Origin of the sequence: Synechococcus sp. BO 8801 (assembly GCF_002252675.1) — a bacterium.
Lineage (GTDB): Bacteria > Cyanobacteriota > Cyanobacteriia > PCC-6307 > Cyanobiaceae > Cyanobium.
Genome location: NZ_NQKY01000015.1, coordinates 1 through 23,995 on the forward strand (window position 1 = coordinate 1; position 23,995 = coordinate 23,995).

General features: G+C 70.7%; 19 protein-coding genes and 1 pseudogene. 14 read left to right on the forward strand and 6 right to left on the reverse strand.

The window, feature by feature from the left end; genetic code table 11:
- From CJZ86_RS11245 to CJZ86_RS11260, 4 genes and pseudogenes are all read left to right on the forward strand, one after another.
- Window positions 1–390, forward strand: a pseudogene (locus tag CJZ86_RS11245) (hypothetical protein); the annotation flags it as partial.
- Window positions 390–1,811 carry a UDP-N-acetylmuramoyl-tripeptide--D-alanyl-D-alanine ligase gene (locus tag CJZ86_RS11250; protein WP_094586032.1) on the forward strand — a complete coding sequence of 474 codons (1,422 nt, stop codon included), beginning with the start codon at window positions 390–392 and terminating at the stop codon, window positions 1,809–1,811. The pseudogene CJZ86_RS11245 and the gene CJZ86_RS11250, both read left to right, overlap by 1 nt.
- Before the next feature lie 77 nt (window positions 1,812–1,888).
- A complete protein-coding gene (locus CJZ86_RS11255; RefSeq protein WP_094586033.1) occupies window positions 1,889–2,254 on the forward strand; it encodes a YbjQ family protein in 366 nt (121 codons plus the stop codon).
- 71 nt (window positions 2,255–2,325) lie between these two features.
- Window positions 2,326–3,309 (forward strand): META domain-containing protein, encoded by a 984-nt coding sequence (locus CJZ86_RS11260; protein ID WP_094586034.1) that lies wholly within the window; start codon window positions 2,326–2,328, stop codon window positions 3,307–3,309.
- 22 nt (window positions 3,310–3,331) lie between these two features.
- Here the strand turns inward: CJZ86_RS11260 and pyrC are convergent, their stop codons facing one another.
- From pyrC to def, 4 genes are all read right to left on the reverse strand, one after another.
- Window positions 3,332–4,393 (reverse strand): dihydroorotase, encoded by a 1,062-nt coding sequence (pyrC, locus tag CJZ86_RS11265; RefSeq protein ID WP_198960125.1) that lies wholly within the window; start codon window positions 4,391–4,393, stop codon window positions 3,332–3,334.
- Between the two features lie 38 nt (window positions 4,394–4,431).
- Window positions 4,432–4,977: a YqhA family protein gene (locus CJZ86_RS11270; RefSeq protein ID WP_094586035.1), complete on the reverse strand. Its 546-nt coding sequence runs from the start codon at window positions 4,975–4,977 to the stop codon at window positions 4,432–4,434.
- 80 nt (window positions 4,978–5,057) lie between these two features.
- Window positions 5,058–6,686 carry a permease gene (locus CJZ86_RS11275; RefSeq protein WP_094586036.1) on the reverse strand — a complete coding sequence of 543 codons (1,629 nt, stop codon included), beginning with the start codon at window positions 6,684–6,686 and terminating at the stop codon, window positions 5,058–5,060.
- The gene (def, locus tag CJZ86_RS11280; protein WP_094586037.1) at window positions 6,637–7,131 is read right to left on the reverse strand and encodes a peptide deformylase; all 495 of its coding nucleotides are present in this window, start codon (window positions 7,129–7,131) and stop codon (window positions 6,637–6,639) included. Before def ends, CJZ86_RS11275 begins: the two co-directional genes overlap by 50 nt.
- An 85-nt stretch (window positions 7,132–7,216) precedes the next feature.
- Between def and CJZ86_RS11285 the strand changes: the two genes are divergently transcribed.
- The 3 genes from CJZ86_RS11285 to CJZ86_RS11295 are packed head-to-tail and all read left to right on the forward strand — an operon-like array spanning window position 7,217 to window position 9,783.
- On the forward strand, window positions 7,217–8,089 hold the full coding sequence (locus CJZ86_RS11285) for a formyl transferase (RefSeq protein ID WP_094586038.1): 873 nt from the start codon (window positions 7,217–7,219) through the stop codon (window positions 8,087–8,089).
- Window positions 8,086–9,093, forward strand: coding sequence for a polysaccharide deacetylase family protein (locus tag CJZ86_RS11290; protein ID WP_094586039.1), 1,008 nt, complete (start codon window positions 8,086–8,088; stop codon window positions 9,091–9,093). Before CJZ86_RS11285 ends, CJZ86_RS11290 begins: the two co-directional genes overlap by 4 nt.
- Before the next feature lie 24 nt (window positions 9,094–9,117).
- Window positions 9,118–9,783, forward strand: coding sequence for a DedA family protein (locus CJZ86_RS11295; protein ID WP_094586040.1), 666 nt, complete (start codon window positions 9,118–9,120; stop codon window positions 9,781–9,783).
- Here CJZ86_RS11295 and CJZ86_RS11300 read toward each other — a convergent pair.
- Entirely contained in the window at window positions 9,780–11,600 is a 1,821-nt protein-coding gene (locus CJZ86_RS11300) for an SLC13 family permease (protein ID WP_094586041.1), read from the reverse strand. The genes CJZ86_RS11295 and CJZ86_RS11300 overlap by 4 nt on opposite strands.
- Before the next feature lie 8 nt (window positions 11,601–11,608).
- On the reverse strand, window positions 11,609–13,489 hold the full coding sequence (locus CJZ86_RS11305) for an APC family permease (RefSeq protein WP_094586042.1): 1,881 nt from the start codon (window positions 13,487–13,489) through the stop codon (window positions 11,609–11,611).
- Between the two features lie 106 nt (window positions 13,490–13,595).
- Between CJZ86_RS11305 and CJZ86_RS11310 the strand changes: the two genes are divergently transcribed.
- The 7 genes from CJZ86_RS11310 to CJZ86_RS11340 all read left to right on the forward strand — a co-directional run bounded on the left by CJZ86_RS11310 (window position 13,596) and on the right by CJZ86_RS11340 (window position 23,950).
- Window positions 13,596–14,807 carry a cation:proton antiporter gene (locus CJZ86_RS11310; protein ID WP_094586043.1) on the forward strand — a complete coding sequence of 404 codons (1,212 nt, stop codon included), beginning with the start codon at window positions 13,596–13,598 and terminating at the stop codon, window positions 14,805–14,807.
- A complete protein-coding gene (locus tag CJZ86_RS11315) occupies window positions 14,804–17,569 on the forward strand; it encodes a cation-translocating P-type ATPase (RefSeq protein WP_094586044.1) in 2,766 nt (921 codons plus the stop codon). Before CJZ86_RS11310 ends, CJZ86_RS11315 begins: the two co-directional genes overlap by 4 nt.
- 144 nt (window positions 17,570–17,713) lie before the next feature.
- On the forward strand, window positions 17,714–19,630 hold the full coding sequence (locus CJZ86_RS11320; RefSeq protein WP_094586045.1) for an NAD(P)H-quinone oxidoreductase subunit F: 1,917 nt from the start codon (window positions 17,714–17,716) through the stop codon (window positions 19,628–19,630).
- Complete coding sequence (locus tag CJZ86_RS11325) at window positions 19,630–21,186, forward strand: NADH-quinone oxidoreductase subunit M (RefSeq protein WP_094586046.1); 1,557 nt, start codon at window positions 19,630–19,632, stop codon at window positions 21,184–21,186. The genes CJZ86_RS11320 and CJZ86_RS11325 overlap by 1 nt, the downstream gene beginning before the upstream one ends.
- Window positions 21,183–22,493 (forward strand): CO2 hydration protein, encoded by a 1,311-nt coding sequence (locus CJZ86_RS11330; RefSeq protein WP_094586047.1) that lies wholly within the window; start codon window positions 21,183–21,185, stop codon window positions 22,491–22,493. Before CJZ86_RS11325 ends, CJZ86_RS11330 begins: the two co-directional genes overlap by 4 nt.
- Window positions 22,494–22,502: 9 nt before the next feature.
- The gene (locus tag CJZ86_RS11335; protein WP_094586048.1) at window positions 22,503–22,904 is read left to right on the forward strand and encodes a fasciclin domain-containing protein; all 402 of its coding nucleotides are present in this window, start codon (window positions 22,503–22,505) and stop codon (window positions 22,902–22,904) included.
- Entirely contained in the window at window positions 22,901–23,950 is a 1,050-nt protein-coding gene (locus CJZ86_RS11340; RefSeq protein ID WP_094586049.1) for an amino acid ABC transporter substrate-binding protein, read from the forward strand. The genes CJZ86_RS11335 and CJZ86_RS11340 overlap by 4 nt, the downstream gene beginning before the upstream one ends.
- Window positions 23,951–23,995: the final 45 nt, after the last annotated feature.

The window sequence follows — 23,995 nt, forward strand, 5'->3', positions numbered from 1 at the left end:
GCCTCCGCACCCGCGCCTGTCGCCCCGCCGGCCGGGCCCACGGCAGCGCGCCTGCCCAGCCCCGCGCCGGAGCCCGTGGCCGACCCCGAGCCGCCGCCCGCCCTGGAGCTCGACCCCCTGCTGGCCCTGCTGGCGGAGGACGACCCGGAGCACCTGATCGCCTCGGCCCATCCGGAGCCCGCCGAGGGACGGCTGCTGCTGACGATGGCGCCGGCCTACACCGGCCTTGCCCCCGCGAGCCGGAGCCGCTGGGCGGAGCGCTGGCAGCAGCGCGCCCGGGGGCTGGGCTACGAGCGGCTGGAGCTGGTGGACGGCCAGGGGCGGCTGCTGGCCCGGGGGGCCCTGGTGGGGTCCGGCATGATCCTGCTCGACCCCGGAACTTCAGGTTGATGCTGCTGCCGTTCGAGCCGTTGTGCCAGCTCTGGGGCGAGCCCCTGATGGCCCCCGGAACCACCGGACCCGACCCCATCCGTCGCGTCAGCACCGACAGCCGCGGCGATCTGGCCGGCGCCCTGTTCGTGCCGCTGGTGGGGGAGCGTTTCGATGGCCACCGCTTCCTTGGCGATGCCTTCGCCGCCGGGGCGGCGGCGGCCCTGGTGCAGCGGGACCGGCTCGATGGGACGGCGCTGGCGGAGGTTGTGGCCGGCAGCGGCCGGCCGATCTGGCCCGTGGACGACACCCTGGAGGCCTACCAGCAGCTGGCCCTTCTCTGGCGGCGGCAGCTGGGCCTGCCGGTGGTGGCGGTGACCGGGTCGGCGGGCAAGACGACCACACGGGAACTGATCCGGGCGTGCCTGGCCCCGCTCGGGCCTGTGGTGGCCAGCAGCGGCAACGAGAACAACGACGTGGGGGCGCCGCTCACGATCCTGAAGGCGGACGCTGGCACCGCGGCCCTGGTGGTGGAAATGGGGATGCGTGGACTGGGGGAGATCGACCGTCTGACCCGCTGCACCGAGCCGGACGTGGCCGTGATCACCAACATCGGCACCGCCCACATCGGCCGCCTCGGCAGCCGGGAAGCGATCGGCCAGGCCAAATGCGAGATCACCGCCGGACTCGGGCCGGAAGGGGTGCTGGTGATTCCCGCCGGGGATCCCCTGCTGGAGCAGTCCCTTGCGCGGGTATGGCGGGGCCAGGTGGTCCGCGTCGCCCTGGAGGACGAGGCGGCGGCCTTCCCAGCTGGGGTGCCGGCGCCGGAGCTGGTGGGCCGGCTGGAGGGGTCTCGCCTGAGCCTCCTTGACGGTCCGAGCCTGCCGCTGCCGCTTGAGGGCCGCCACAACGCCCGCAACCTGCTGCTGGCGGTGGCCGTGGCCCGGGAACTGGGCGTGCCGGCGGCGGCCCTCGGCGACCTGGCGGTGGCGCTGCCGGGCGGCCGCGCCAGGCGCCTGCAGCTGGGGGGCGTGGAGCTGCTCGATGAGACCTACAACGCCTCGCCGGAGGCGGTTCTCGCCGCCCTGGAGCTGCTGGCGGCCCCTGGAGGCGCCTGCGAAGGCCGCCGCTATGCGGTGCTGGGCACGATGCTCGAGCTGGGGGAGCGCAGCCTGGAGCTGCACCGCCAGGTGGCGGGCCGGGCCCGGGCCCTCGGGCTCGACGGGCTGGTGATCGTGGCCGCCGAGGCCGAGGCGCAGGAAATGCTCGCCGCCGCCGCCGGATTGCCGCGGCTGGCGCGGGCGGCCACGCCCGAGGAGGCGGCCGCCGTGCTGCTCGACTGGCTGGAGCCGGGGGATCGGGTGCTGCTCAAGGCCAGCCGAGGCGTGGCCCTGGAGCGGGCGATTCCCCTGCTGGAGGCGGGCCTCGGCGCGGCCGCCTGAAACCGGCCGCTTGGAGCACCCCGCTTGATCCGGGTTGCCGCCCCCAGCAGGATGGGGCAGCCGCCGACCGCCTCCCGATGGTGAAACCCGTGTTCGTGACCACCACCTTCACGATCGAGGGCTACACAATCACCGCCTACCGGGGCCTGGTGCGCGGCATCGTCGTGCGCTCCCCCACCCTGGTGCAGGGCTTCCTGGGCGGGCTCAAACAGATCGTGGGCGGCCGGATCGGCGCCTACACCGAGATGTGCGAGCAGGCCCGAGAGCAGGCCTACGAGCAGATGATCCAGCACGCCCGGGCCCTGGGGGCCAATGCCATCGTCGGCACCCGCTACGACGGCTCGGAGGTGCAGGGCGGCACCGCCGCCGCCACCGAGGTGCTCTGCTACGGCACCGCCGTGGTGGTGGAGCCCCGGCCCAGCAGCAGCGGCAGCAGTGCGTAGAGAAGCAGCAGGCAGCGGCACGCCATTCCGGCGTCCGTGTCCGATTGTGGAGAGCCCGCCGGAGACGCCCGATGCCTTTCCCAGCCAGCTCGATCCGGCTCCTGGCGACCTGGAGCGGCGGTGCCATGGCCACGGCCTCGCTACTGACGGGGGCGTCGCTGCCCCTTCACGCAGCCCCCCAGAACCCGCCGCTGCAGGGCACCACCTGGCAGCTGGTGGGGATCCAGTCGATGGATGACGCCCAGGGCCTGAAGCGTCCGGCGAACCCCTCCCGCTACACCCTCTCGCTCCAGGCCGATGGCCGGGCGGTCCTGCAGCTCGACTGCAACCGCGCCACGGGCAGCTGGCAGGTGGAACCCAGCACTGACCCAGGCAACGGCGGCTTCCGCTTCGGGCCCCTGGCCAGTACCAAGGCGCTGTGCCCGGCGCCCAGCCTGGGGGAACCCCTGGCCCGCCAGCTTCCCTATGTAAGGGGCTACCTGCTGCGGGACGGCCGGCTCAACCTGAGCCTGCTGGCCGATGGCGGCATCCTCATCTGGGAACCCCGCGCCGCCGCCGGGCCCGGCTACAGCAACCGGCCCGATCCGGCACTGGAGTCGGCGATCCTGGCGGCCTCCCCCGACCTGCGCCGCCCCCTGGGAAGCGCCGCCGGGGGCATGGGGCGGATCAGCTATGTGCACGCCCGCACCGACCTCGACGGGGATGGCCGTCAGGACGTGCTCGTCTACCTGATGGGTCCCTACGTGTGCGGCACCGGTGGCTGCACGCTCCAGGTGTTCCGCCCCGAAGGCCGGGGCTACCGCCTCATCAGCAGCTTCCCCACCAGCCGGCTGCCGGTCATCGTCCCGGAGGCGCGCCGCAACCGCTGGCGCGATCTCTGGCGGCTGCAGTCCGGCGGCGGCGCACCTGCCACCTGGGTGCGCGAGGTGTTCGACGGCCGGGGCTACCGCAGCAAGGAGCGCATCCCGGCGGCCGGCCGACAACCGGCGGGCACCGCCGTGCTGAGCGGCGTTCCCTCCCTGGCGGACGGGGCGCCGTTGGCGCCGCGCCCCTGATCGATCCCGGCTGGGCTGGCGCTCAGTCGTCGTCGGCCAGCCGCCACTGCAGCACCTGGCCGGCATGGAAGGGCACCAGGGTGGTGGCGTCCCCGTCGGCGGCGTTGCCGTGCAGGCGCGGCGGCACCGTGTGGGGCTCCCGCACCAGGGTGATGTGGCCCTCGTTCAGGGGCAGCCCGTAGAAGGCGGGCCCATGCAGGCTGGCGAAGGCCTCGAGGCGATCCAGGGCCCCCTCCTGCTCGAACACCGCCGCGTAGCTTTCCAGGGCGAAGGGGGCGTTGTAGATGCCGGCGCAGCCACAGGCGCTTTCCTTGGCCGAGCGGGGGTGGGGGGCCGAATCGGTGCCCAGGAAGAAGCAGGGCTCCCCCGAGGTGGCCGCCTCGCGCAGGGCCAGCCGATGGCGTTCGCGCTTGGCCACCGGCAGGCAGTAGAAGTCCGGCCGCAGCCCGCCCTGGAACATGGCGTTGCGGTTGATGTGCAGGTGATGGGGGGTGATGGTGGCGGCCAGGTTGGCGCCCCCCTGGCGCACGAAGGCGACGGACTCCGCCGTGGTGATGTGCTCCAGCACCACCTTCAGGCCCGGATGGCGCTGCAGCAGCGGCGCCAGGTGGCGCTCGATGAACACGGCTTCGCGATCGAAGATGTCGATCTCGGCGTCGGTCACCTCGCCGTGGATGAGCAGGGGCATGCCGATCCGCTCCATCGTGGCCAGCACCGCCTCGATCCGGGCCAGGTCGGTGACGCCGGCGGCGGCGTTGGTGGTGGCATGGGCCGGGTAGAGCTTGCAGGCGGTGAACACCCCCTCGCGGTGGCCGCGCTCGATCTCGAGCGGATCGATCGTGTCGGTGAGGTAGGCGGTGAGCAGGGGGGTGAAGCGGCTGCCGTCCGGCAGGGCCGCCCGGATCCGGGCGCCGTAGGCCGCGGCGGCCGCCACCGTGGTGATCGGCGGGCTGAGGTTGGGCATCACGATCGCCCGGGCAAAGGTGCGGGCCGTGGCCGGGGCCACCGCCTGCAGCAGGGCACCGTCCCGCAGGTGCACGTGCCAGTCGTCGGGTCGCCGCAGCCTCATGCGGGAACTCACCATGGAGAGGACCTGAGGAACCGGTTCATGTCATCCAGTCTCTAGAACAGCCGCTTGCCGCCGCTGCCCGTGACCAGATAACCGCTCAGGGACAGCAGCAGGACACTCAGGCAGAAGAAAGCCAGGGACGGGCCGTCAAGGATCGGCAGGGTCAGCATCGCCTTGAAGGCCGACACGATCAGGGCCACCACCAGCACCTTGACCAGCTTCTCCTTGAGTTGGTCGAGGTCGCGGATGTCGAGCAGGCCACCACCCCCCTGGTCACGTTCCCGGGCCGCCTCGATCGGAGAGATCAGCAGTTCGTAGACCCCATAGCCGAAGATCAGCAGGGCGATACCGATCAGATAGAGATCGATCCCGGTCACGATCGCCCCCAGCAGTTCGGCCACGAAGGTCTTCTTGGTGTGGGCCACATCTCCCAGGCTGACCAGCGCCTTGCCGATCTCGAGCGTGCCGAGCACGAAAGCGACGACCGTGCTGACCAGGCTCATGACCACCGGCAGGATGGCGATCAGCCGCAGGCGCCACAGAATCCGCTCGAAGCGATGCTCAAACCGCTTGAAGCGGCCATTGGGCACGGAAGCCATGCGGCGCTGATGCAATCGGCCAACCCTAGGCAGCGTTTCGGCTGCCCACATCCATCCGCCACGGCGATGCCACCACCGGTTCAGCGCTGCGGGCGCCCCAGCAGAAACACCACCGCCATCGCCAGATAGCCCAGGGCCCAGGGGGTGCCGCTGCCCCAGCCGGGGTCCAGCACCGTGTCGGCCAGGGTGAAGCTCCAGGCATGGACCAGCCCCAGCCAGGAGGCGACCGCCGCCACCAGGGCGCAGAGGGCGGCGGCGCGGAACCGCTGCTCGATCACATAGACGAGCATCGCCGCCAGCAGCATCGCCGCCAGGATCTGGCCCTGCTCCAGGGCGAAGGCACCGGCGGCCCACACATCCGCCTGCTGCAGGGGCAGCAGCAGCTGGGGACCGAAGGGGTTGGCCGGCGTGCCGCTGCCCCCGGCCCGTAGGCCCGCCTTCAGCATCAGGGACCCCCAGCCCGCCAGGCCGGGCAGCAGGCCGAGGGCCACGGCGGGGGCGTGGGCCGGTGGCGTGGCCTGGAAGGCCTGGGCCGCCATCACCAGAGCGATGTAGAGCACGATCGCCATGCCGGCCTCGATCGGCACCAGCTGGCCCACCACCCCGAACAGCCCCAGCAGGCAGCCCAGGCCCATCACCAGGCCGTTGAGCCAGGAGTAGCCGATGCGGGCGCCCATGCCCTTCCAGCCGGGGTGGCCGATGTAGATGGTGGTGGGGAAGCAGGAGCCGAGTGCTGCCGCCGCGATCGTGCCGATGCCGTTGATCAGCAGGGAGCTCTTCACCGGGTAGGGGTCGCCGGCCGCCTCGGCGCTCTCCAGGTTCTGCAGGGAACCCAGCAGGTTGAACAGACCCATGGGCACCGTCACCCCCAGCCAGGGGACCAGGGCTTCGCGACCCTCCCAGAGGGCACCGAGCCTGGGCACGGGCAGGTGGAGTCCCACCTGGGCGATGTTGGCCTGCCAGGTGGGCCCATCGAGCCGCAGCAGGCCCGTGGCCGCGGCCAGCACGATGCCCACCAGCACCGCCAGCACGCCGCCCGGCAGGGGCAGCCGGGCCTGGCCGAAGTAGGCCAGCAGGATCACCGCCAGCACGGCCAGCCCCACCACCGGGACGGCATAGGTGCGCAGCAGGAACCCCAGGCCGATGTAGCCGAGGGCGATGCCAGCCAGGGTGGAGAGCAGGGCCGCCCGGGGCAGCCAGCGGCGCAGGGGGGCCACCAGGAAAGCGCCCCCCGCCTCGATCAGCCCGGACCCCAGGCAGGCCAGCAGGCCGGCGCGCCAGGAGAGCAGCGAAGCCGCCTGGGGATCCAGACCCTGGCCGGTGGCCGCCAGCTTCACCGGCAGCATCACCAGGAACACGTAGGCGAACAGGCTGACGGTGTTGATGCCGTAGGGCAGGGCGGTGCGGTCGTCACGGCCCTCGCGCCGCCCCAGGCGGTGGGCCTGGACGGCATAGGCCACGTTGCCCACCACCAGGCTGATGCCGGTGGCCGGCAGAATCGTGCCGAAGATCAGCCCATCGGGATACCCCAGCACGCCGCGACACAGGCCCACGATCAGCAGGATCTGGATGAGGTTGTCGAGGCCGAGCCCCAGGAAGCCGTCGAGGTCGCCGCGCACCCACCAGCGGGGGGACGGCGGCGGGCCGGCTGCGGTGAGTTCAGCCACGGGGCAGCCCCGCCGGCACCCGATCCGGGAACAGCACCCCATCGAGGTGGTCGCACTCGTGCTGCACCACCCGGGCGTGGAAGCCCTCCACCTCCCGCTCGAACGCCTGCCCCTGGCCATCGAAGCCCCGGTAGCGCAGGCGGCGCCAGCGGGGCACCCGGGCCCGCCAGCCGGGAACGCTCAGGCAGCCCTCCCAGGCGTCATCGTCCTGCTCCTCGCCGAGGGGCGTGAGTACGGGATTGATCAGCACCGTTTCCGGGATGGGGGGAGCCTCCGGGTAGCGGGGGTTGTGGGTGATGCCGAAGATCACCACCCGTAGGGGCACACCGATCTGGGGGGCCGCCAGGCCGGCCCCATCGGCGGCGGCCATGGTGTCGCGCAGGTCGTCGAGCAGGGCCGACAGGGCGGGGTCGTCGAAGCGTTCCACCGGCGCACTCACCTGGCGCAGGCGGGGATCGCCGATGGTGAGCACGTCACGGACGGCCATGGGCGCCTCAGGATCGGTCCCACTGTGCCGCCTTCCGGCCGCCCCGTCCGTACCATCCGCAGATGATGCTGCGATCGGCGGATCCATGGCCGTGAGCTCCCTGCGCGTGGCCGTGCTCTGTTGCGACGGCCTCTACCAGCGCCACCTGGTGCGGCGGGCGGCCGAGGACTTCACCCTGGTGGGCGTGGTGCTGCAGGTGTCGCCGCCGGCGAGCCGCAGCACCCTCTCCCGGCTGGCCAAGTACCGCCGGCCCCTAAGGCTGCTGCGCCAGCTGATCGCCCGGGTGCTGCTGCGGCCCCACGACCGCCGCGGCGCCGCCCTGCAGCGGCAGCTGTTCCACCGGGACGGCGCCCCCCCCGAGCTGCCGCCCGAGGTGCCGGTGCTGGTCACCTCGGCCATCAACGAGGGGCGCACCGCCGACTTCCTGCGCCAGGTCGCCCCCGACATCGTGCTGGTGAACGGCACCCAGCTGCTGCGGGCGCCGGTGCTGGAGCTGATCCCCGCCATCCGCCACGGCATCATCAACCTGCACACCGGGCTGTCGCCCTATTCCCGCGGCGCCAATTGCAACCTCTACATGCTCATGGAGGGGCATCCGGAGCTGGTGGGCGTCACCGTGCACCACATCGACCCCGGCATCGACAGCGGCGACATCATCCTGTCGGCCCACGTGCCGATGCAGCCCGACGACAACGTCGAGACCATCGAGGTGCGCAGCTTCCAGGTGGGCATCGAGCTGCTGATCGAGGCGGCCCGCCGGCTCGAGGCCGGCACCGCGCCGCGGGTGCCCCAGTGGGAGAAGGGCAAGCTGTTCCTGCGGCGCACCGGCTACGTCTACGAGCCCTGGCAGCGGCTGATGGCCAACCGCCGCATCGCCCGGGGCCTGGTGCGCGACTACCTGGCCGACCAGGCGCGCCGCGACGGGGCCGTGCGGGTGGTGCGGGGGGAGCAGCCATGAGCCGGCTGGGGCGGGCCGCCAACCGGGCGGCGGACCTGCTGTTCCTGCCGCCGTTGGATCGCCTCTGGCTGCGGCGCCTGCGGGGGAAGGTTCTGTGTCTGCTGTACCACCGGGTGGACGAGCCTGGCCGGGAGCCCTTCCTCGACCGCTTCGGGGTGCCGCCGATTCCCCCCGAGGAGCTGGCCGCCGAGCTCGGTGTCCTGCAGCGCCGCGGCGCCCGCTTCCTCACCTACGCCGACCTGCGGGCCGGACGCTTCCCCACCGGCTCCGAGTTCGGGGTGATCGTCAGCTTCGATGACGGCCTGCGCTGCAACTACGAAGAGGGGATGGACGTGCTCCAGGGCCTGGGCATCCCGGCCGTGTTCTTCCAGTCCACGGCGATGGACGCCGGCGGGGAGCTGGTCTGGGAGCACGCCCTCTACTGGTATGGCGCCCATCCCACCCTGGCGCCCCGGCTGGAGCAGCTGGCCCGCCAGCGGCTGGATCTGCCGGCCGACCTGGAGGGCGCGGCCCTGATCGCCCGGCTGCGGGATGGCACCCCCGTGGTGCGGGTGCGGGAGCTGCTGGCGGAGCTGGCGGAGCACTGGGGCACGGCCGGCGAGCTGGCGGCGGCGGCCGAGCGCCTGTATCCCAGCGGTGAGCATCTGCGCCGGGCCCGGGAGGCCGGCCACGAGCTGGGCAGCCACGGCCATCACCACGTCCCGCGCTGCAACATCAGCCCGGAGGCATTCGAGGAGGAACTGAGCCGCTCGGCCGCCGAGCTCGAGCAGGTGCTGGGGGAGGCCCCCCGGGCCTTCTCCTACCCCTTCAACAGCCATCTGCCCGGCGACGCGGAAATCTGCGGCCGCCACTATCTCCAGGTGGCCACCGTCGACGCCGCCCTGGTCACCCCCGCCAGCCCGGCCCTGGACCTGCCCCGCTTCACCTGGCCGGGGCCCCACGCCAACCGGCTGCGCCGCCGCCGCTGGCTCAGCACCGGAACACTGGCCTGGCCGGGGAGATAGGGTCTGGATTCCTTCCACGTTGCGATGGCCTGGCCCCTGGCCGTGTTCGACGGGACCATCAGCCTCACCACGCTTCAGACCCTCCTGCAGGACTGGGGGTACTGGGTGGTGTTCGGCGCCATGCTGCTGGAGAACGCCGGCGTGCCCCTGCCCGGCGAGACCGTCACCCTGCTGGCGGGCTACGCGGCCGGCAGCGGCCAGCTGCAGGTGCTCGGGGTGATGGGCGCGGCGGCCGGCGGGGCGATCCTGGGGGACAACCTCGGCTACTGGGTGGGTCGCCGGGCGGGCTGGGGGCTGCTGCTGCGGGTCGGTCGGCTGCTGGGCCGGACCCCGGAGCAGATGGAGACCCTGCGCGAACGCTTCCTGCGCCACGCCGGCAAGTCGGTGCTGCTGGGCCGGTTCGTGGCGGTGCTGCGGGTGCTGGCCGGCCCCATCGCCGGCGCGGTGCGCATGCCCTACCGCCGCTTCCTGCTGTTCAACATGCTGGGGGCGGTGCTCTGGGCCTCGACGATGGTGGGCCTGGCCTGGCTCGGGGGGCGCTGGATCCCCTTCGATCAGATGGTGAAAGGGGTCGTTGAGTTCGGCCTCGGCGCCCTGGTGCTGCTGGTGATCGTGCTGGTGGTGCCGAAGCTGGTGGGCCGCTTCGAGGAGGCGGCCCTGGAGTCCGATGGCGGGGAGCCGCCCGCCTAGAGCCCGAAGTGCCGACAGATCAGCCAGGGCACCACCAGGGCCAGGGTGATCGTGAGCGGTGCTCCGTAGCGGGCCATGTCCAGGAAGCGGTAGCGACCGGGGCCGAACACCATCAGGTTGGTCTGGTAGCCGATCGGGGTGAGGAAGCTCTGGCTGGCGGCGAAGGTGATCGCGAAGATGAAGGCCATCGGCGGCAACGCCAGCCCCTTGGCCAGTTCGGTGGCGATCGGGATCAGCAGCACCACGGTGGTGCCGTTGCTGAGGGCCTCGGTGAAGAGCTGTCCCAGCACGAACACCACCAGCAGCACCCCGTAGGCCGGCCAGCCCTTGAGGGAGTGGAGCAGGTCAGTGGCCAGGGCCTCCGCCAGGCCGGTCTTCTGCATCGCCACGCTGAAGCAGGAGAGGGAGCCCAGCAGCAGGATCACGTCCCAGCGGACGGAGCGCAGCAGCTCGCCGGAGCGCAGGCAGCCCGTGGCCACCATCGCCACCATGGCCAGCAGCACCGCGGCCATCAGCGGCAGCAGTTTGAACATCGGCAGCAGGATCATCAGGCCCGCGATCACCATGCCGACGAGCTTGCGATCGGTGGTGGGCAGGTCCTTCTCGAGCTCGTCGAGCAGCACCAGATCGTTGTTGGCCTGCAGGCCGCGGATGGCATCCACCGGGGCCTGCAGCAGCAGCACATCACCGGCCTGGAGCACCACCCGGCCGAGCAGCTCCCGCAGCACCTGGTTGCCCCGCCGCACCGCCAGCAGGGTGGCGTTGTAGCGCTGGCGAAAGCGCATGTCCCGCACGCTGGCCCCGGCCAGGGTGGAACCGTTGGGCAGCAGCACCTCCACCACCCGCTGGGGGGAGGTGGTCTCGCCGGAGAGCTCGCGCAGATCCTCCTCCTGCTCGCCGATCGGGGCGAGGGTGACGGTGTGCTCCTGCTGGAGACGCAGCAGGTTGTCCCGGTTGCAGCGCAGCAGCAGCCGGTCGCCGGCCTGCAGGGGCAGGTCGGCCAGGGGGGCGCTGAAGCTGTCCTGGCCCCGGTGCAGCTCCAGCACGTCCACGTCGAAGCGCCGCTGCAGGCGGCTGTTGTGCAGCGACTGGCCGATCAGCTCGGACTGTTCCGGGATCAGCACGTCGGTGAGGTAGCCGTCGCGGGCGAGGCCGCCCAGCAGGTCCTCATCCCCCTGGCCGCGGTCGGGCAGCAGGCGGTCGGAAACCAGCACCATGTACAGCCCCCCCAGCAGCCACACGGGGATGCCGATGGCCGTGAAACTGAACAGTTCCAGGGAGCCGAAACCCAGCTGGCGGCTCACATCACTGGCCAGCAGGTTGGTGGAGGTGCCGAGCAGGGAGATGGTGCCGCCCAGCACGGTGGCGAACGACAGGGGCAGCAGCACCTTGGAAGGGGAGACGCCGCGGCGGTGGCACCAGCCCTCGATCACCGGCAGCAGGGTGGCCACGATCGGGGTGTTGGGGATGAAGCCGGAGATGGGGGCCACCACCCCCACCATCAGGGCGATCATCCGCTTCGGGCTGCGGACCGCATCGGAGCCGATCAGGGCCCGCAGCCGGTCGAGGCCGCCGCTGCGGAACAACCCGGCGGAGACGGCGAACAGGCCCATCAGGGTGATCAGGGCGGGGCTGCCGAAGCCCTGCACCGCCTCATCGGGCTTGAGCACCTTGAAACTGACCAGGAGGGCGGCCGCCAGCAGGCCGGTGACCTCCGGAGCCAGCCAGCCGGTGACGAACAGCACCATCGCCCCAGCGAACACCGCCAGGGTGATCAGGCCTTCCGGCGTGGCGGCGACCGTGAGGAACGCTTGCATGGGGCCGTTCAGAGGTAGAAGCCGACCGTAGTGACGACCCGGGTGCCGTGCTCGCGCAGGGCGCGCCGCAGGCGGATCGTCGACTGGTTGTGGAGCAGGTTCTCCCAGCGGTGCCGGGTGACGAACACCGGCAGCACCACCATGCAGAAGGCGTGGCGGTCCTTGTGGTGCTGCTGCTCGAAGCGCCCCACGAACCGGGTCACGGGGTCCACCAGGGAGCGGTAGGGGGAGGGCAGCACCTCCAGGGGCACATCCGGGAGCTGGCGGCTCCACTGGGCGCGGAAGGCCTCCCCCTGGTCACCGGCGAGATCCACGTGCACCGCCACCAGGTCGCTGGCGACGCTGCGGGCGAAGCAGATGGCCTCGTAGCTGCCCCGATGCAGCTGGCCCACCAGCACCACCGTGGGGGTGCCGTCGCCGGGAGGCGGGGGATCCGGCAACGTCAGCCGCCCGTCGGAGACGATGCGCAGGCGCCTGGCCACATGGTCGTAGTGGGTGCGGATGCGGAGGTACATCAGCACCAGCAGGGGGATGGCGAGCACCACCACCCAGGCCCCCTGGGTGAACTTGCTGATCAGCAGCACCGCCCCCACCACGGCGGTGATCGTCGCCCCCACCCCGTTGACCAGGGCCCTGGTGCGCCAGCCCCGGTCCTGCAGCTTCCACCAGTGCATCACCATCCCGGCCTGGGACAGGGTGAAGCTGATGAACACCCCGACGGCATAGAGGGGGATCAGGCGGCTGACACTGCCTTCCACCAGCACCAGCAGCAGGCCGGCCAGGGCGCTCAGGGCCAGGATGCCGTTGCTGAACACCAGCCGGTCCCCGAGGGAGCAGAGCTGGCGGGGCAGGAAGCCGTCCTGGGCCAGGAAGGCGGCCAGCCGCGGAAAATCGGCATAGGCCGTGTTGGCGGCGAGCAGCAGGATCAGCAGCGTCGCGAACTGCAGCACGAACAGCAGCGGCCCATTTCCGAAGATCAGCTCGCCCAGCTGATAGAGGAGCGTGGGGCCGTTGTCCTCCACCACCAGGCCGCTCTGGCTGGCCAGGGCGCTGATGCCGCTGAACATCACGGCCAGCATCAGCACCATCACCACCAGCACCCGGCGGGCGTTGCGCCACTCGGTGGGCCGGAAGGCGGCGACGCTGTCGCTGATCGCCTCGATGCCGGTGAGGGCGGCACAGCCGGAGCTGAAGGCCCGCATCAGCAGCAGGGGGCCGATGACCTGCAGCCCCTGGCTGCCCTGGTGGGCCGCCTCCAGCAGCCGCTGCTGCTCCGCCACCGGCAGGGGGGGGAGCTGGCCCAGCCCGGTCTTGATCGCCCCGGCCACCAGCAGGGTGACGACGGCGGCCATGAACAGATAGGTGGGCACGCTCAGGAACCGGGCGCTGGAGCTCACCCCGCGCAGGTTGGCGAGCATGACGAGCAGCACCGCCAGCAGGCAGAGGGGCACCCGCTCGGGTGCCAGCGCCGGGACATAGGAGGTGAGGGCGGCGATGCCGGCGGCCACGCTCACCGCCACCGTGAGCACGTAGTCGATCGAGAGCGAAGCCCCGGCCACCAGGCCCGCCGTCTGCCCGAGGTTCTGCTGGGAGACCCGGTAGGAGCCGCCCCCGTGGGGGTAGGCCTTGATCGTCTGGCGGTAGCTGCTGGCCACCACCAGCATCAGACCCACGATCAGGGCCGTGATCGGCAGGGTGTAACCGAGGGCTGCCGCTCCGCCCATCCCCAGCACCAGCACGATCTCCTGGGTCGCGTAGGCCACCGAGGAGAGGGCGTCGGAGCTGAGGATCGCCAGGGCCTCGGCGTTGCTGTAGCGCTCCTCGTGGTGGGCACTGGTGGGCAGGGGAGTGCCGATGAGCCGGCGCCGCAGGTTCTCGAGGCCGGCCATGCGTCGTCGACTCGCCCATGGGATGCCCTAGGACGCTAGGGGCCGTCGGGCAGCCCGTCCCAGGCCGTACCGAGCCGTCCGCCATCCGCCTGGGCCGATCCGTGCCATGGGACAACCCACGCTGCTCAGCACCCTCCTGATCCTGCTGCTGGGGGTGCTGCTGGCCCGCCTCTCGGAAGGCTGGATGGCGCGCCTGGCCGTGCCGGCGATCGTCATCGAACTCGTGCTGGGCTTCGTCCTCGGCAACACCGTGGTGCCGTTCGAGGCCATGGCACCCCTGAGCGGCCTGACGGAGCTGGGGGTGCTCACGCTGTTCTTCCAGGTGGGGCTGGAGGTGCGCGGCGACCTGCTCAGCTCCCGCCGGGGAGCGATCCTGCGCACGGTGGCGCTGAGCTTCTGCACACCCCTGCTGGCCTTCTGGCCCCTCAGGACCCTGTTCGACCTGTCCATCCCCACCACCCTGCTGTGCCTGGCGGTGCTGAGTGCCACCGGCACCGGTGTGACCCTGCGGCTCCTGTCCCAGCGCGGCGCCCTGCAGACCCCCTCCGGCCGGCTGCTGGTGGGGGTGTCGGTGCTGGATGACCTCCCGGCCATCGGCCTGCTGGCGATCGCCACCGCCAGCGCGGGCCTGCGCCTGGGAACGCAGGGGATCGGCTGGACCGGGCCGCTGCTGGGGGTGCTGCTGGCGGGGCTGAGCTGGCTGGCGGTGACCCACTGGGCCCGCCGCCACAGCCGGCGGCCCACGAGTGCCCTGGCGATCCTGATGCTGCTGATCGGTTCGGCCTGGGTGGGGGAGGCCTGCGGCCTCACCAGCCTGCTGGGGGCCCTCTGGGGCGGGGTGCTGATGGCCCGGCTGGGGCCGGTGGAGGGGGAGGTGCAGCGGGTGCTGACCGTGCTCTCCGAGGTGTTCCTTCCCCTCTATTTCATCAGTGTGGGGATGCGCATCGGCGCCGGCACCCTGCTGCAGCCGGCGGCCTGGAGCCTGGCGGCGGCCCTGATCGTGATGGCCCTGCTCAGCAAGCTGGCCTGCGGCCTGGGCATCGATCGCCACGACCGGCGGGCGGGGGTCGATCGCTGGCTCGTGGTGTTCGGCCTGATCCCCCGGGGCCTGCCGGGACTGGTGTTTGCCACCACGGCGCTGAACCAGGGCCTTATCGATGCCGTCCAGTTCTCCTCGCTCGTGCTGATGGTGACCGTCACCACGGTGGTGGGACTGGTGCTGCTGGAGCGGCGGCTGCAGCCGTCAGGAGTGCAGGGCGAACGGGAGCCGGACGAACCCATGCCTAAGGTTTGGGCCACCCGTGATCCGCCGCGTTGACCGCTCCCGCCACCGCGACCGCCTGGCACGCCCTGGCACCTGAGGCCTGCCTGCAGGCGCTTGAGGCCAGCACCGAAGGGCTGAGCACGGCCCAGTGCGCTGAGCGCCTGGCCAGGGTGGGACTGAACCGGCTGGAACTCAAGGCGGGGCGCAGCAACCTGCGCATCCTCTGGGACCAGTTCAGCAACGTGATGCTGATCATGCTGCTGGCCGTGGCGGCAGTGTCCGCAGGTGTGGCCTACGCCGCCCAGCGGTTCCCCAAGGATGCGATCGCCATCGTGCTGATCGTGGGCCTCAACGCCCTGCTGGGCTACCTGCAGGAAAGCCGCGCCCAGCAGGCCCTGCAGGCCCTGCGCGACATGGCCCAGCCCCTGGTGACCGTGCGCCGGGACGGCATCTGGGAACGGCTGCCGAGCGAGCAGCTGGTGCCCGGGGACCTGATCCGGGTGGAGGCGGGCGACCGGGTACCGGCCGATGCCCGCCTGCTGGAGGTGGCCGAGCTGGGCCTGCGGGAAGCGGCCCTCACCGGCGAGGCCGAAGCGGTGAACAAGCTGGCCGTGCTGGTGCTGGAACCCTCCACGCCGGTCCTGGAGCGCCAGAACTGCCTGTTCCAGGGCACCGAGGTGGTGCGCGGCCGCGGCCTGGGGGTGGTCACCGCCACGGGCATGCAGACCGAACTGGGCAAGATCGCCGAGATGATCAACACAGCGGGTGGCGAGACCACACCGCTGCAGGAACGGCTCGATGGCCTGGCCAACGTGCTGGTGGGCTCCGCCCTGGCCCTGGTGGCCGTGGTGGTGCTGCTGGGCTGGCTGCTGGGGCAGCGCCTGCTCGACCTGCTGGAGGTGGCCCTGTCGATGGCCGTGGCGATCGTGCCCGAGGGTCTGCCGGCGGTGATCACCGTGACCCTGGCGATCGGCACCCAGCGGATGGTGCAGCGGGCCGCCCTGATCCGCCGCCTGCCGGCGGTGGAGGCCCTGGGCTCGGTCACGGTGATCTGCACCGACAAGACCGGCACCCTCACCCTCAACCGCCAGGTGGTGCAGGAGCTGCGCAGCGGCACCACGGCCCTGGCGGTGAGCGGCAACGGCTACGACCCCCACGGTGAGTTCCGCGCCACCGACCTGGCCCTGCCAGCGGGTGCCGCGGGCGGCCTTGCCGCAGGTGGCCGAAATCTGCTGCTCCAGGCCGGGGTCCTGTGCAGCGACGCCGAACTCAAGCAGGAGCCGGACGGGCGCTGGGAGATCCTCGGTGATCCCACCGAGGGGGCCCTGGTGGTGGCGGCCGCGAAGGCCGATCTCGATGGCTTCGCCCTGCGCAGCCACTACAAGCGGGAAGCGGAGATCCCCTTCAGCTCCGAACGCCAGCTGATGGCCGTCTGGGTGCAGGACAGCGAGGGCAGCCTGCAGGCCCCCCTGGGGGCCTGTGCCGCCGGTTCGTCCACCCTGATGATCAGCAAGGGGGCCCCGGAGGTGATCCTCGGCACCTGTGACCGCTGGCTCGATGGGCCCGGCGTGGCGGCCCTCAGCGACGAGCAACGCCAGTGGTGGCTGGAGCAGGCCAGGGACCTGGCCGCCTCCGGCCTGCGGGTCCTCGCCTTCGCCTGCGCCCCCCACCACCCCAGCCCCGAGCACGAACTGGAGCACCAGGTGCTGCTCGGCCTGATGGCCCAGCTGGATCCCGCCCGGCCCGAGGTGGCCCTGGCTGTCTCCCGCTGCCGCGAGGCCGGGATCCGCCCGGTGATGATCACCGGCGACCATCCCCTCACCGCCCGGGCCATCGGCGTCAACATCGGCCTGGTGGACGACAGTGCCGAGGTGGTGCTCGGCCGCCAGCTGGAGGAGGCCGATGCCGGCCAGCTGGCCGCGATCGTGGGCCGCTGCAACGTCTACGCCCGGGTGGCCCCGGAGCAGAAGCTGCGCATCGTCAAGGCCCTCCAGGGCCTCGGGCAGATCGTCGCCATGACCGGCGACGGCGTCAACGACGCCCCGGCCCTGAAGCAGGCCCACATCGGCGTGGCCATGGGCATCACCGGCACCGAGGTGAGCAAGGAGGCCTCCGACATGGTGCTGCTCGATGACAACTTCGCCACGATCGTCAATGCGGTGGAGCAGGGCCGCCTGGTGTATGCCAACATCCGCCGCTTCATCAAGTACATCCTCGGCAGCAACGTCGGCGAGCTGATCACCATCGCCTCGGCCCCGCTGCTGGGGCTGGTGGGGGTTCCGATGACCCCGATCCAGATCCTCTGGATGAACCTGGTGACCGACGGCGTGCCCGCCCTGGCCCTGGCCCTGGAGCCCGGCGAGGCCGGCCTGATGCAGCGCCCGCCCGCCGAACCGGGCGAATCGATCTTCGCCCGGGGGATCGGAAGCTACATCCTGCGCATCGGCGTGGTGTTCGCCGCCATCACGATCACGATGATGGTGCTGGCCTCCAGGGCCGGTGCCCCCTGGAAGACGATGGTCTTCACCATGCTGTGCCTCGCCCAGATGGGTCATGCCCTGGCGGCCCGCAGCGACCGTCCGCTGGTGCAGGTGAATCCCTTCACCAACCCCTGGCTGCTGGGGGCAGTGGTGTTCACCACCCTGCTGCAGTTGTCGCTCCTCTACGTGCCGGTGCTGGCCAAATTCTTCGGCACCGTTCCCCTCTCCGCCCGCGACCTGGGCATCTGCGTGGGCTTCAGTCTGGTCTTCTTCCTCTATCTGGAGCTCGAGAAGGTGTGGCGTCTCTGGCGCCGCCATCGCAGCGCCGACGCCTGAGTCCCGCACTGCCCCGGGCCGACTGATAACGAGTACTTGGTGAACCCATAGGTCTTTCCTTCCTGGAAAGGCCTCCGCCCGGCGCCTGGGATCTTAGTGTTCGCCACCACGCGGGCCATCTCCGGTCCCGACCGTTCTCCCGCCATGACCCTGTTCTTCGCCCAGACGGCCTGGCTGGTCCCCCTCTACCCCCTGGTGGCGTCCCTGCTGTCGCTGCTTTGGTCTCCGGGGCTGATCTCCCGCACGGGCCCACGCCCCTGCGGCTATCTCAACCTCACACTGGTGAGCGTGGCCTTCGTCCACAGCTCCGCCGCCCTGATGGCGCTGCATTCCAATTCCGGCGCCGGTGCGGCCGCTCTCTACAAGCCCCTCGCCTTCGGCTGGACCTGGCTGGAGACCGCCGGGCTCAAGGTGGGCTTCGACGGCCTGATCACCGAGCCGGCCCTGATCGCGATGACGGTGATCACCGGCCTGCATGTGCTGGTGCAGATCTACGCCATCGGCTATCTGGAGATGGACTGGGGCTGGCCCCGCTTCTTCGGGTCCCTGAGCTTCTTCGAGGCCGGTCTTTGCGCCTTGGTGCTCACGGACTCGCTGTTCTTCAGCTATGTGATCCTCGAGCTGCTCACCCTGGGTACCTATCTGATCGTGGGCACCTGGTACAACCAGCCCCTGGTGGTCAAGGGCGCCCGCGATGCGTTCCTCACCAAGCGGATCGGCGACCTGATCCTGCTGGCGGGCCTGATCGCCCTGCTGCCGATCACCGGCACATGGAACTTCCACGGGCTGCAGGCCTGGGCCGCCGATCAGATCAACAACGGCAACCCCCTTCCCCAGGTTCTGCCGTTGATCCTGCTGGCCCTGATCGCCGGACCGATGGGCAAATGCGCCCAGATCCCCCTGCACCTGTGGCTCGATGAGGCCATGGAGAGCCCCTTGCCCTCCACCGTGCTCCGTAACTCCGTGGTGGTGGTGGGCGGCGCCTGGGTGCTGCTGCGGCTCGAGCCCCTGATCGAACTGAGTCCCCTGGTTCAGACCGTGCTCGTGATCGTGGGAGGAACCACTGCGCTGGTGGCCTCCCTGATCGCCCTCGCCCAGATCGATGTGAAGCGCGCCCTCTCCTTCCTGGTGAGCAGCTGGCTCGGCCTGCTGTTCGTGGCGGTGGGTCTGGGCGGTATCAGCGTGGCCGATCACCTGATGCTGGTGTATCCCCTGCCGATGGCGCTGATGTTGATGGTGATCGGCGCCATCGTGATCACCAACGTCACCCAGGACCTCACCCAGCTCGGGGGCCTGTGGAGCAAGCGTCCGCTGATGGGCCTGGCCTTCCTCACCGGCGCCGCCGGCCTGATGGCCTTGCCGCCGTTCGGTGGCTTCGCCGCCCTGCGCGAGCTCATGGAGCTCACGGCCGAGAGCTCCCATCCGGTGCTGCTCGGTTCCCTGGTGCTGCTCACCAATGCCCTGATCAGCGCCGGCCTGATCCGGGTGTTCGGTCTGATCTGGGGCGGGCGTCCGTCGGTATTCACCACCCGCTCCCCGGAGGTGCTGTGGCTGATGGCCCTGCCCACCTTCGTGCTCATGGGTCTGGTGCTGCACCTGCCGCAGCTGATGGTGATCAACGGCGTCTTCGCCCTGTCCCCCCTTCCGGGCTGGGGTCCGCTGGCGGTGCCCCTGCTGATCTCCACCCTCTTGGGCGGCGGCCTCTCGGCGGTGTTCTACCTGCGGCCCCACCCCCTGGCCCATCTGCCCGCGGCCCTCGGCGGCCTGCAGGACTGGCTGGCCCACGACATGCAGACCGAGCGCTTCTACCACCGCACCGTGGTGTGGCTGGTGGTGGCCCTGGCCCGGATCAGCGCCTGGTCGGATGACCGGCTGTTCGAGGGCTTCAGTGGTGCCTCCGGCAGTGCCGCCCTCGAGGGTGCACGCCGGCTCAGCTTCACCACCTCCGGCCGCACCCAGGCCTATGCCCTCACCCTCCTTCTCGGGGTGCTGCTGATGGCCGCCTGGCTGCTGGCCTCCGCCCCTTCCGTTCCGTCCGAACTCGTTCGCCCGTTCCGCTGATGGGATCGTCCTCGCTCCTGCTTCTCCTGGCCGCACCCCTGGCCGGCACCCTGCTGCTGCCCCTGCTGCCGGCAACCGTTCCTTCCGTTCGGGTCCGCGGCATCGCGGCCCTGTTCGGCGCCCTTCAGCTCCTGGTGGGCCTGCTCTGTTGGCAGCACCCCCCCGCCGACCTGCAGCTGTCCTGGCTGCCGAAACTCGGGCTCCGGCTCGATCTCGGTCTGGATGGCCTGTCGCTGCCGCTGGTGCTGCTCACCGCGCTGATCACCTCTCTTTCGATCCTCTCGGCAGCGGCTGACCAGTCCCGGCCGCGGCTGTTCTTCTCCCTGATGCTGGCCACCAACCTGGGTGTCGTCACGGGTCTGCTGGCCCGCAACGCCCTGCTGTTCCTCCTGGCCTTCGAGCTGGTGCTGATCCCGATCACCCTGCTGGTGGCGGTCTGGGGGGGCGAGAAACGGGCCGGTGCCGCCGTGCGTTTCCTGCTCTACAGCGCCGTCTCCGGCCTGGCCCTGCTGGCGGCCGTACTGGCCTTCGCCTGGTTCAATCCCGCCGGTCCGCTCTTCGCTTTCGAGGATCTTCGCCAGGCCCAGTTCTCCCCCACGGCCCAACGCTGGATCCTGGCCCTGCTGCTGCTCTCCTTCGGGCTGAAGCTTCCCGTCTTTCCCCTGCACGGCTGGCAGCCCTTCACCTACGGCCAGGCCCCCACGCCTGTGGTGATGCTGCTGGCGGGCTCCGTCTCCAAGCTGGGCGCTTATGGTCTGCTGCGCTTCGGCGTGGGCTTCCTTCCGGACATCTGGGCCGCCTGGTCGCCCTGGATCGCTGCCGCCGGTGCCATCAGCGCGGTGTACGGGGCGCTCAACGCCATCGCCCAGAGCGACATCCGCCGCCTGATGGCCTTCAGCTCCCTCGGCCACATGGGCCTGCTGGTGCTTGGGCTCTCGGCGGCCACCCCCCTCAGCCTGCAGGGAGCGGTGGCCCAGATGCTCGCCCACGGCATGATCGTGGCCCTGCTGTTCGCCTGCGTGGGGCTGATCGAGCGCAAGACCGGCACCACCGCCATCCCCGAGCTCTCCGGCCTGATGAACCCCCTGCGGGGACTGCCGTTCACCATGGGCATGCTGCTGCTGGCCATGATGGCGGCCGCCGGCATCCCCGGCCTGGCGGGCTTCCCTGCCGAGCTGCTGGTGTTCGAGGGCAGCTGGACCACCTTCCCCCGCGCCACCCTGGTCAGCCTGATCGCCTCGGGCTTCACCGCCGTCTACGCCATCCGCCTGTTCAACAGGGTGGGCTTCGGCCGCCTCGACAACGAGCGCGCCGACTGGAGCTCCACCTGCTGGAGCGAGCGGGCGCCGGCCATGGCCCTCACCGTTCTGGTGATCGCGGCGGGCCTCTGGCCGACGGCCCTCACGGGCTGGAGTGAGACCGTATCCACTGGCCTGGCCCTGCGCACCCAGCCGTTCCTCAGCCGGGATGCCGCCCAGCCCCTCACCCTCGCCGCCGCCACCTCCCCCCTGGTCGCCGTCACCCTCCCTTCCGCCTCGGAGCTGCGCACGTCATGACGCCCCCCACCGCCACGACCCCCGAGCCCGTCACCGCTCCCCTGATCCCGCCCTCCACCCATCGCTATGCCGATGTGATCCACCGGCTGGAGGCCGGCGGCTCGATGCTGCCGGACACGCCGGAGAACCTGATGCAGATCATCGGCATCTACAAGGCCTATGCCGTGCCGATGGACTTCTATTGGCGCGACCTGCTCTACATCGCCGAGCAGGTGTTTCTCGATCCCCTGCCGGCCTTCAAGTACTTCCCCTCCCAGGAGTACCTGGATCTGCCCAACTCCTACGCCGGTGAGCAGTCGAAGCTGCGGATCTGGCGTGGTGGTGAAAAGGCCCATCCTGAACTTCTGGAGTTCATGGAGAAGGGCGAAACCGGCAAGATGTCGAAGCTGCTCCATCACCTCTGGCACGACCGGATCAACATGGAGTTCGCCGAGGCGTGCATGGAAGCCATGCTCTGGCATCAGGGCATGGGCGGCCGCTTCTACGACTATCTCGCCAGTGACGCCTACCGGGCCAACGCCGATCGCGCCATCAAGGCCTACTTCCGCGGCAACCCGCTGATGCTCGGCCTCTATCGCCTGTTCCCTGAGATGTTCATGGAGCAGGTGAAGAAGATGAGCTACTACGCCAACCTTGGCCTGTTCTGGGAGGTGATGGCGCCGGTGTTCTTCGAGATGAGCGACATCTACGACGAGGGCGGTTTCAAGGGTGTTCCCGACGCCATGAACTTCCTGGTCAACGGCATCTTCGCGGTGGCGGGCCGGCCCATCTATCACCACGTCTACATCAAGGGCGAGTGTTTCGAGATCATCCCCAAGGGCGAAGGCTTCACCTGGCTCTATGAAGCGGCCCTCCCCTACGTGGAGGCGGTCTTCTATCGCACGGCGCCATTTCGCGGCACCAAGAGCTACAACGCCCAGGCCTATCAGGTTCCTGCCGATCAGGCCGATTTCCACTACGGCATCCTCTATGCCGACGTGTTCCCCGTGGGATCGGCCGGCATCCCTCCCACCCTGCTGATGCAGGACATGCTGCATTTCCTGCCGCCCTATCTGGAGGAGCTCTACAAGCAGCACAAGCGTGGCGATGAGGACAAGCTCATCCAGCTGGGCATCACCTTCCAGCGCTCCATGTACAACGTCACCTCCGCGGTGATCCAGGCCCTGCGCTGCGCCCTGCTCTATCCGCTGGATGACACCGATCCGGAACACCTGATGGCCAACCGGCGCTTCTTCGAGGCCCAGATGGACCGCTTCCTGCGCCCTGAGGCACGCCTGCCCCAGATCCAGACCCCGGACTACCGCTAGGAGACCCCCATGGCCAACATCATCGAAACCGCCAAGGGTGCCGGCTGCTTCGGCACCCTGCTGACCGCCGTCGAGGTGGCCGGACTCACCGGCGCCCTGGAGAGCCCCGGCCCCTTCACCGTCTTCGCCCCCGTCGACGACGCCTTCGCCGCCCTCCCCCCAGGCACCGTCCAGACCCTGGTGGACAACGTCCCCCAGCTGGCCCGGATCCTCAAATTCCATGTGCTCTCCGGCGCCTACCGGCGGGAGCAACTGATTGAGCAGCCGGAATGGGAGAGCCTGGAGGGGGCTCCGGTGGCGATCCGCCGGGCGGACCCCTTCGAGGTCAAGAACGCCACCGTCGTGTCCGCCGACATCGTCTGCGACAACGGGATCGTGCACGTGATCGACCGGGTGATCCTGCCGGGATGACCAAAGGGGGCCTGCTGGCGCTGGCGGTGGTGGGTGCCCTGATGGGCTGCGCCGCCGGCAACGACGCCCCCGGCAGCCCCACCATGGCCAAGATCCGCGAGCGGGGACGGCTGGTCTGCGCCGTGGATGGGGCGGTGCCCGGCTTCAGCACGGTGGGCCCGGGCGGGGCCTTCGTGGGCATCGACGCCGATTTCTGCCGGGCCGTGGCCGCCGCCGTGCTCGGCGACCCCAGCAAGGTGGAATTCCGGCCGGTGACGGCGGGGGAGCGCTTCGTGGCCCTCGGCAGCGGCGAGGTGGACCTGCTCTCGATCAGCTCCACCCACACCCTCAGCCGCGACGCCCCCGGCGGCAACGCCCTCAGTTTCGGGCCTGTCTTCTTCTATGACGGCCAGGGGGTGATGGTGCCCGCGGCCAGCGGTGTCCGCAGCCTGCAGGAGCTGGCGGGCAAGCCGATCTGCGTCGAGAGCGGCACCAACACCGAGCTGAACCTGGCCGATCGCATGCGGGAACTGGGGGTCGCCTATCAGCCGCTGCGCTTCCAGTCGGGCGAGCAGGCCTACCCGGCCTACGAGCAGGGTCGCTGCGCCGCCATCACCAGCGACAGCTCCCTGCTGGCGGCCAAGCGCAGCGGCTTCAAGCAGCCGGCGGCCCACGTGCTGCTCCCGGAACTGCTCAGCAAGGAGCCCAGCGCCAAGGTGACGATCCAGGCCGATCCGGCCTGGGCCGATGCGGTGCGCTGGGTCACCCACACCCTGGTCCAGGCGGAGGAGAGCGGCCTCACCAAGGCCAACGTCGAGGCCCGCCTCGCCGCGGCCCGGCGGGACCCCAGCCAGGCCGAAGCGCGCCGCTTCCTGGGGGTGGAGGGGGATTTCGGCCGCCAGCTGGGCCTGCCCGCCGACTTCACGGTGCGGGTGGTGAAGGCGGTGGGCAACTACGGCGAGCTGTTCGAGCGGCACCTGGGCAGCGCCACCCCCCTGGGCCTGGAGCGGGGCCTCAACCGGCTCTGGAACGACGGCGGTCTGCACATCGCGCCCCCCTTCCGCTGAGGAGGTTCCTCAGGGCCTACCTGCACCGGCGCGCACCTGCAACAA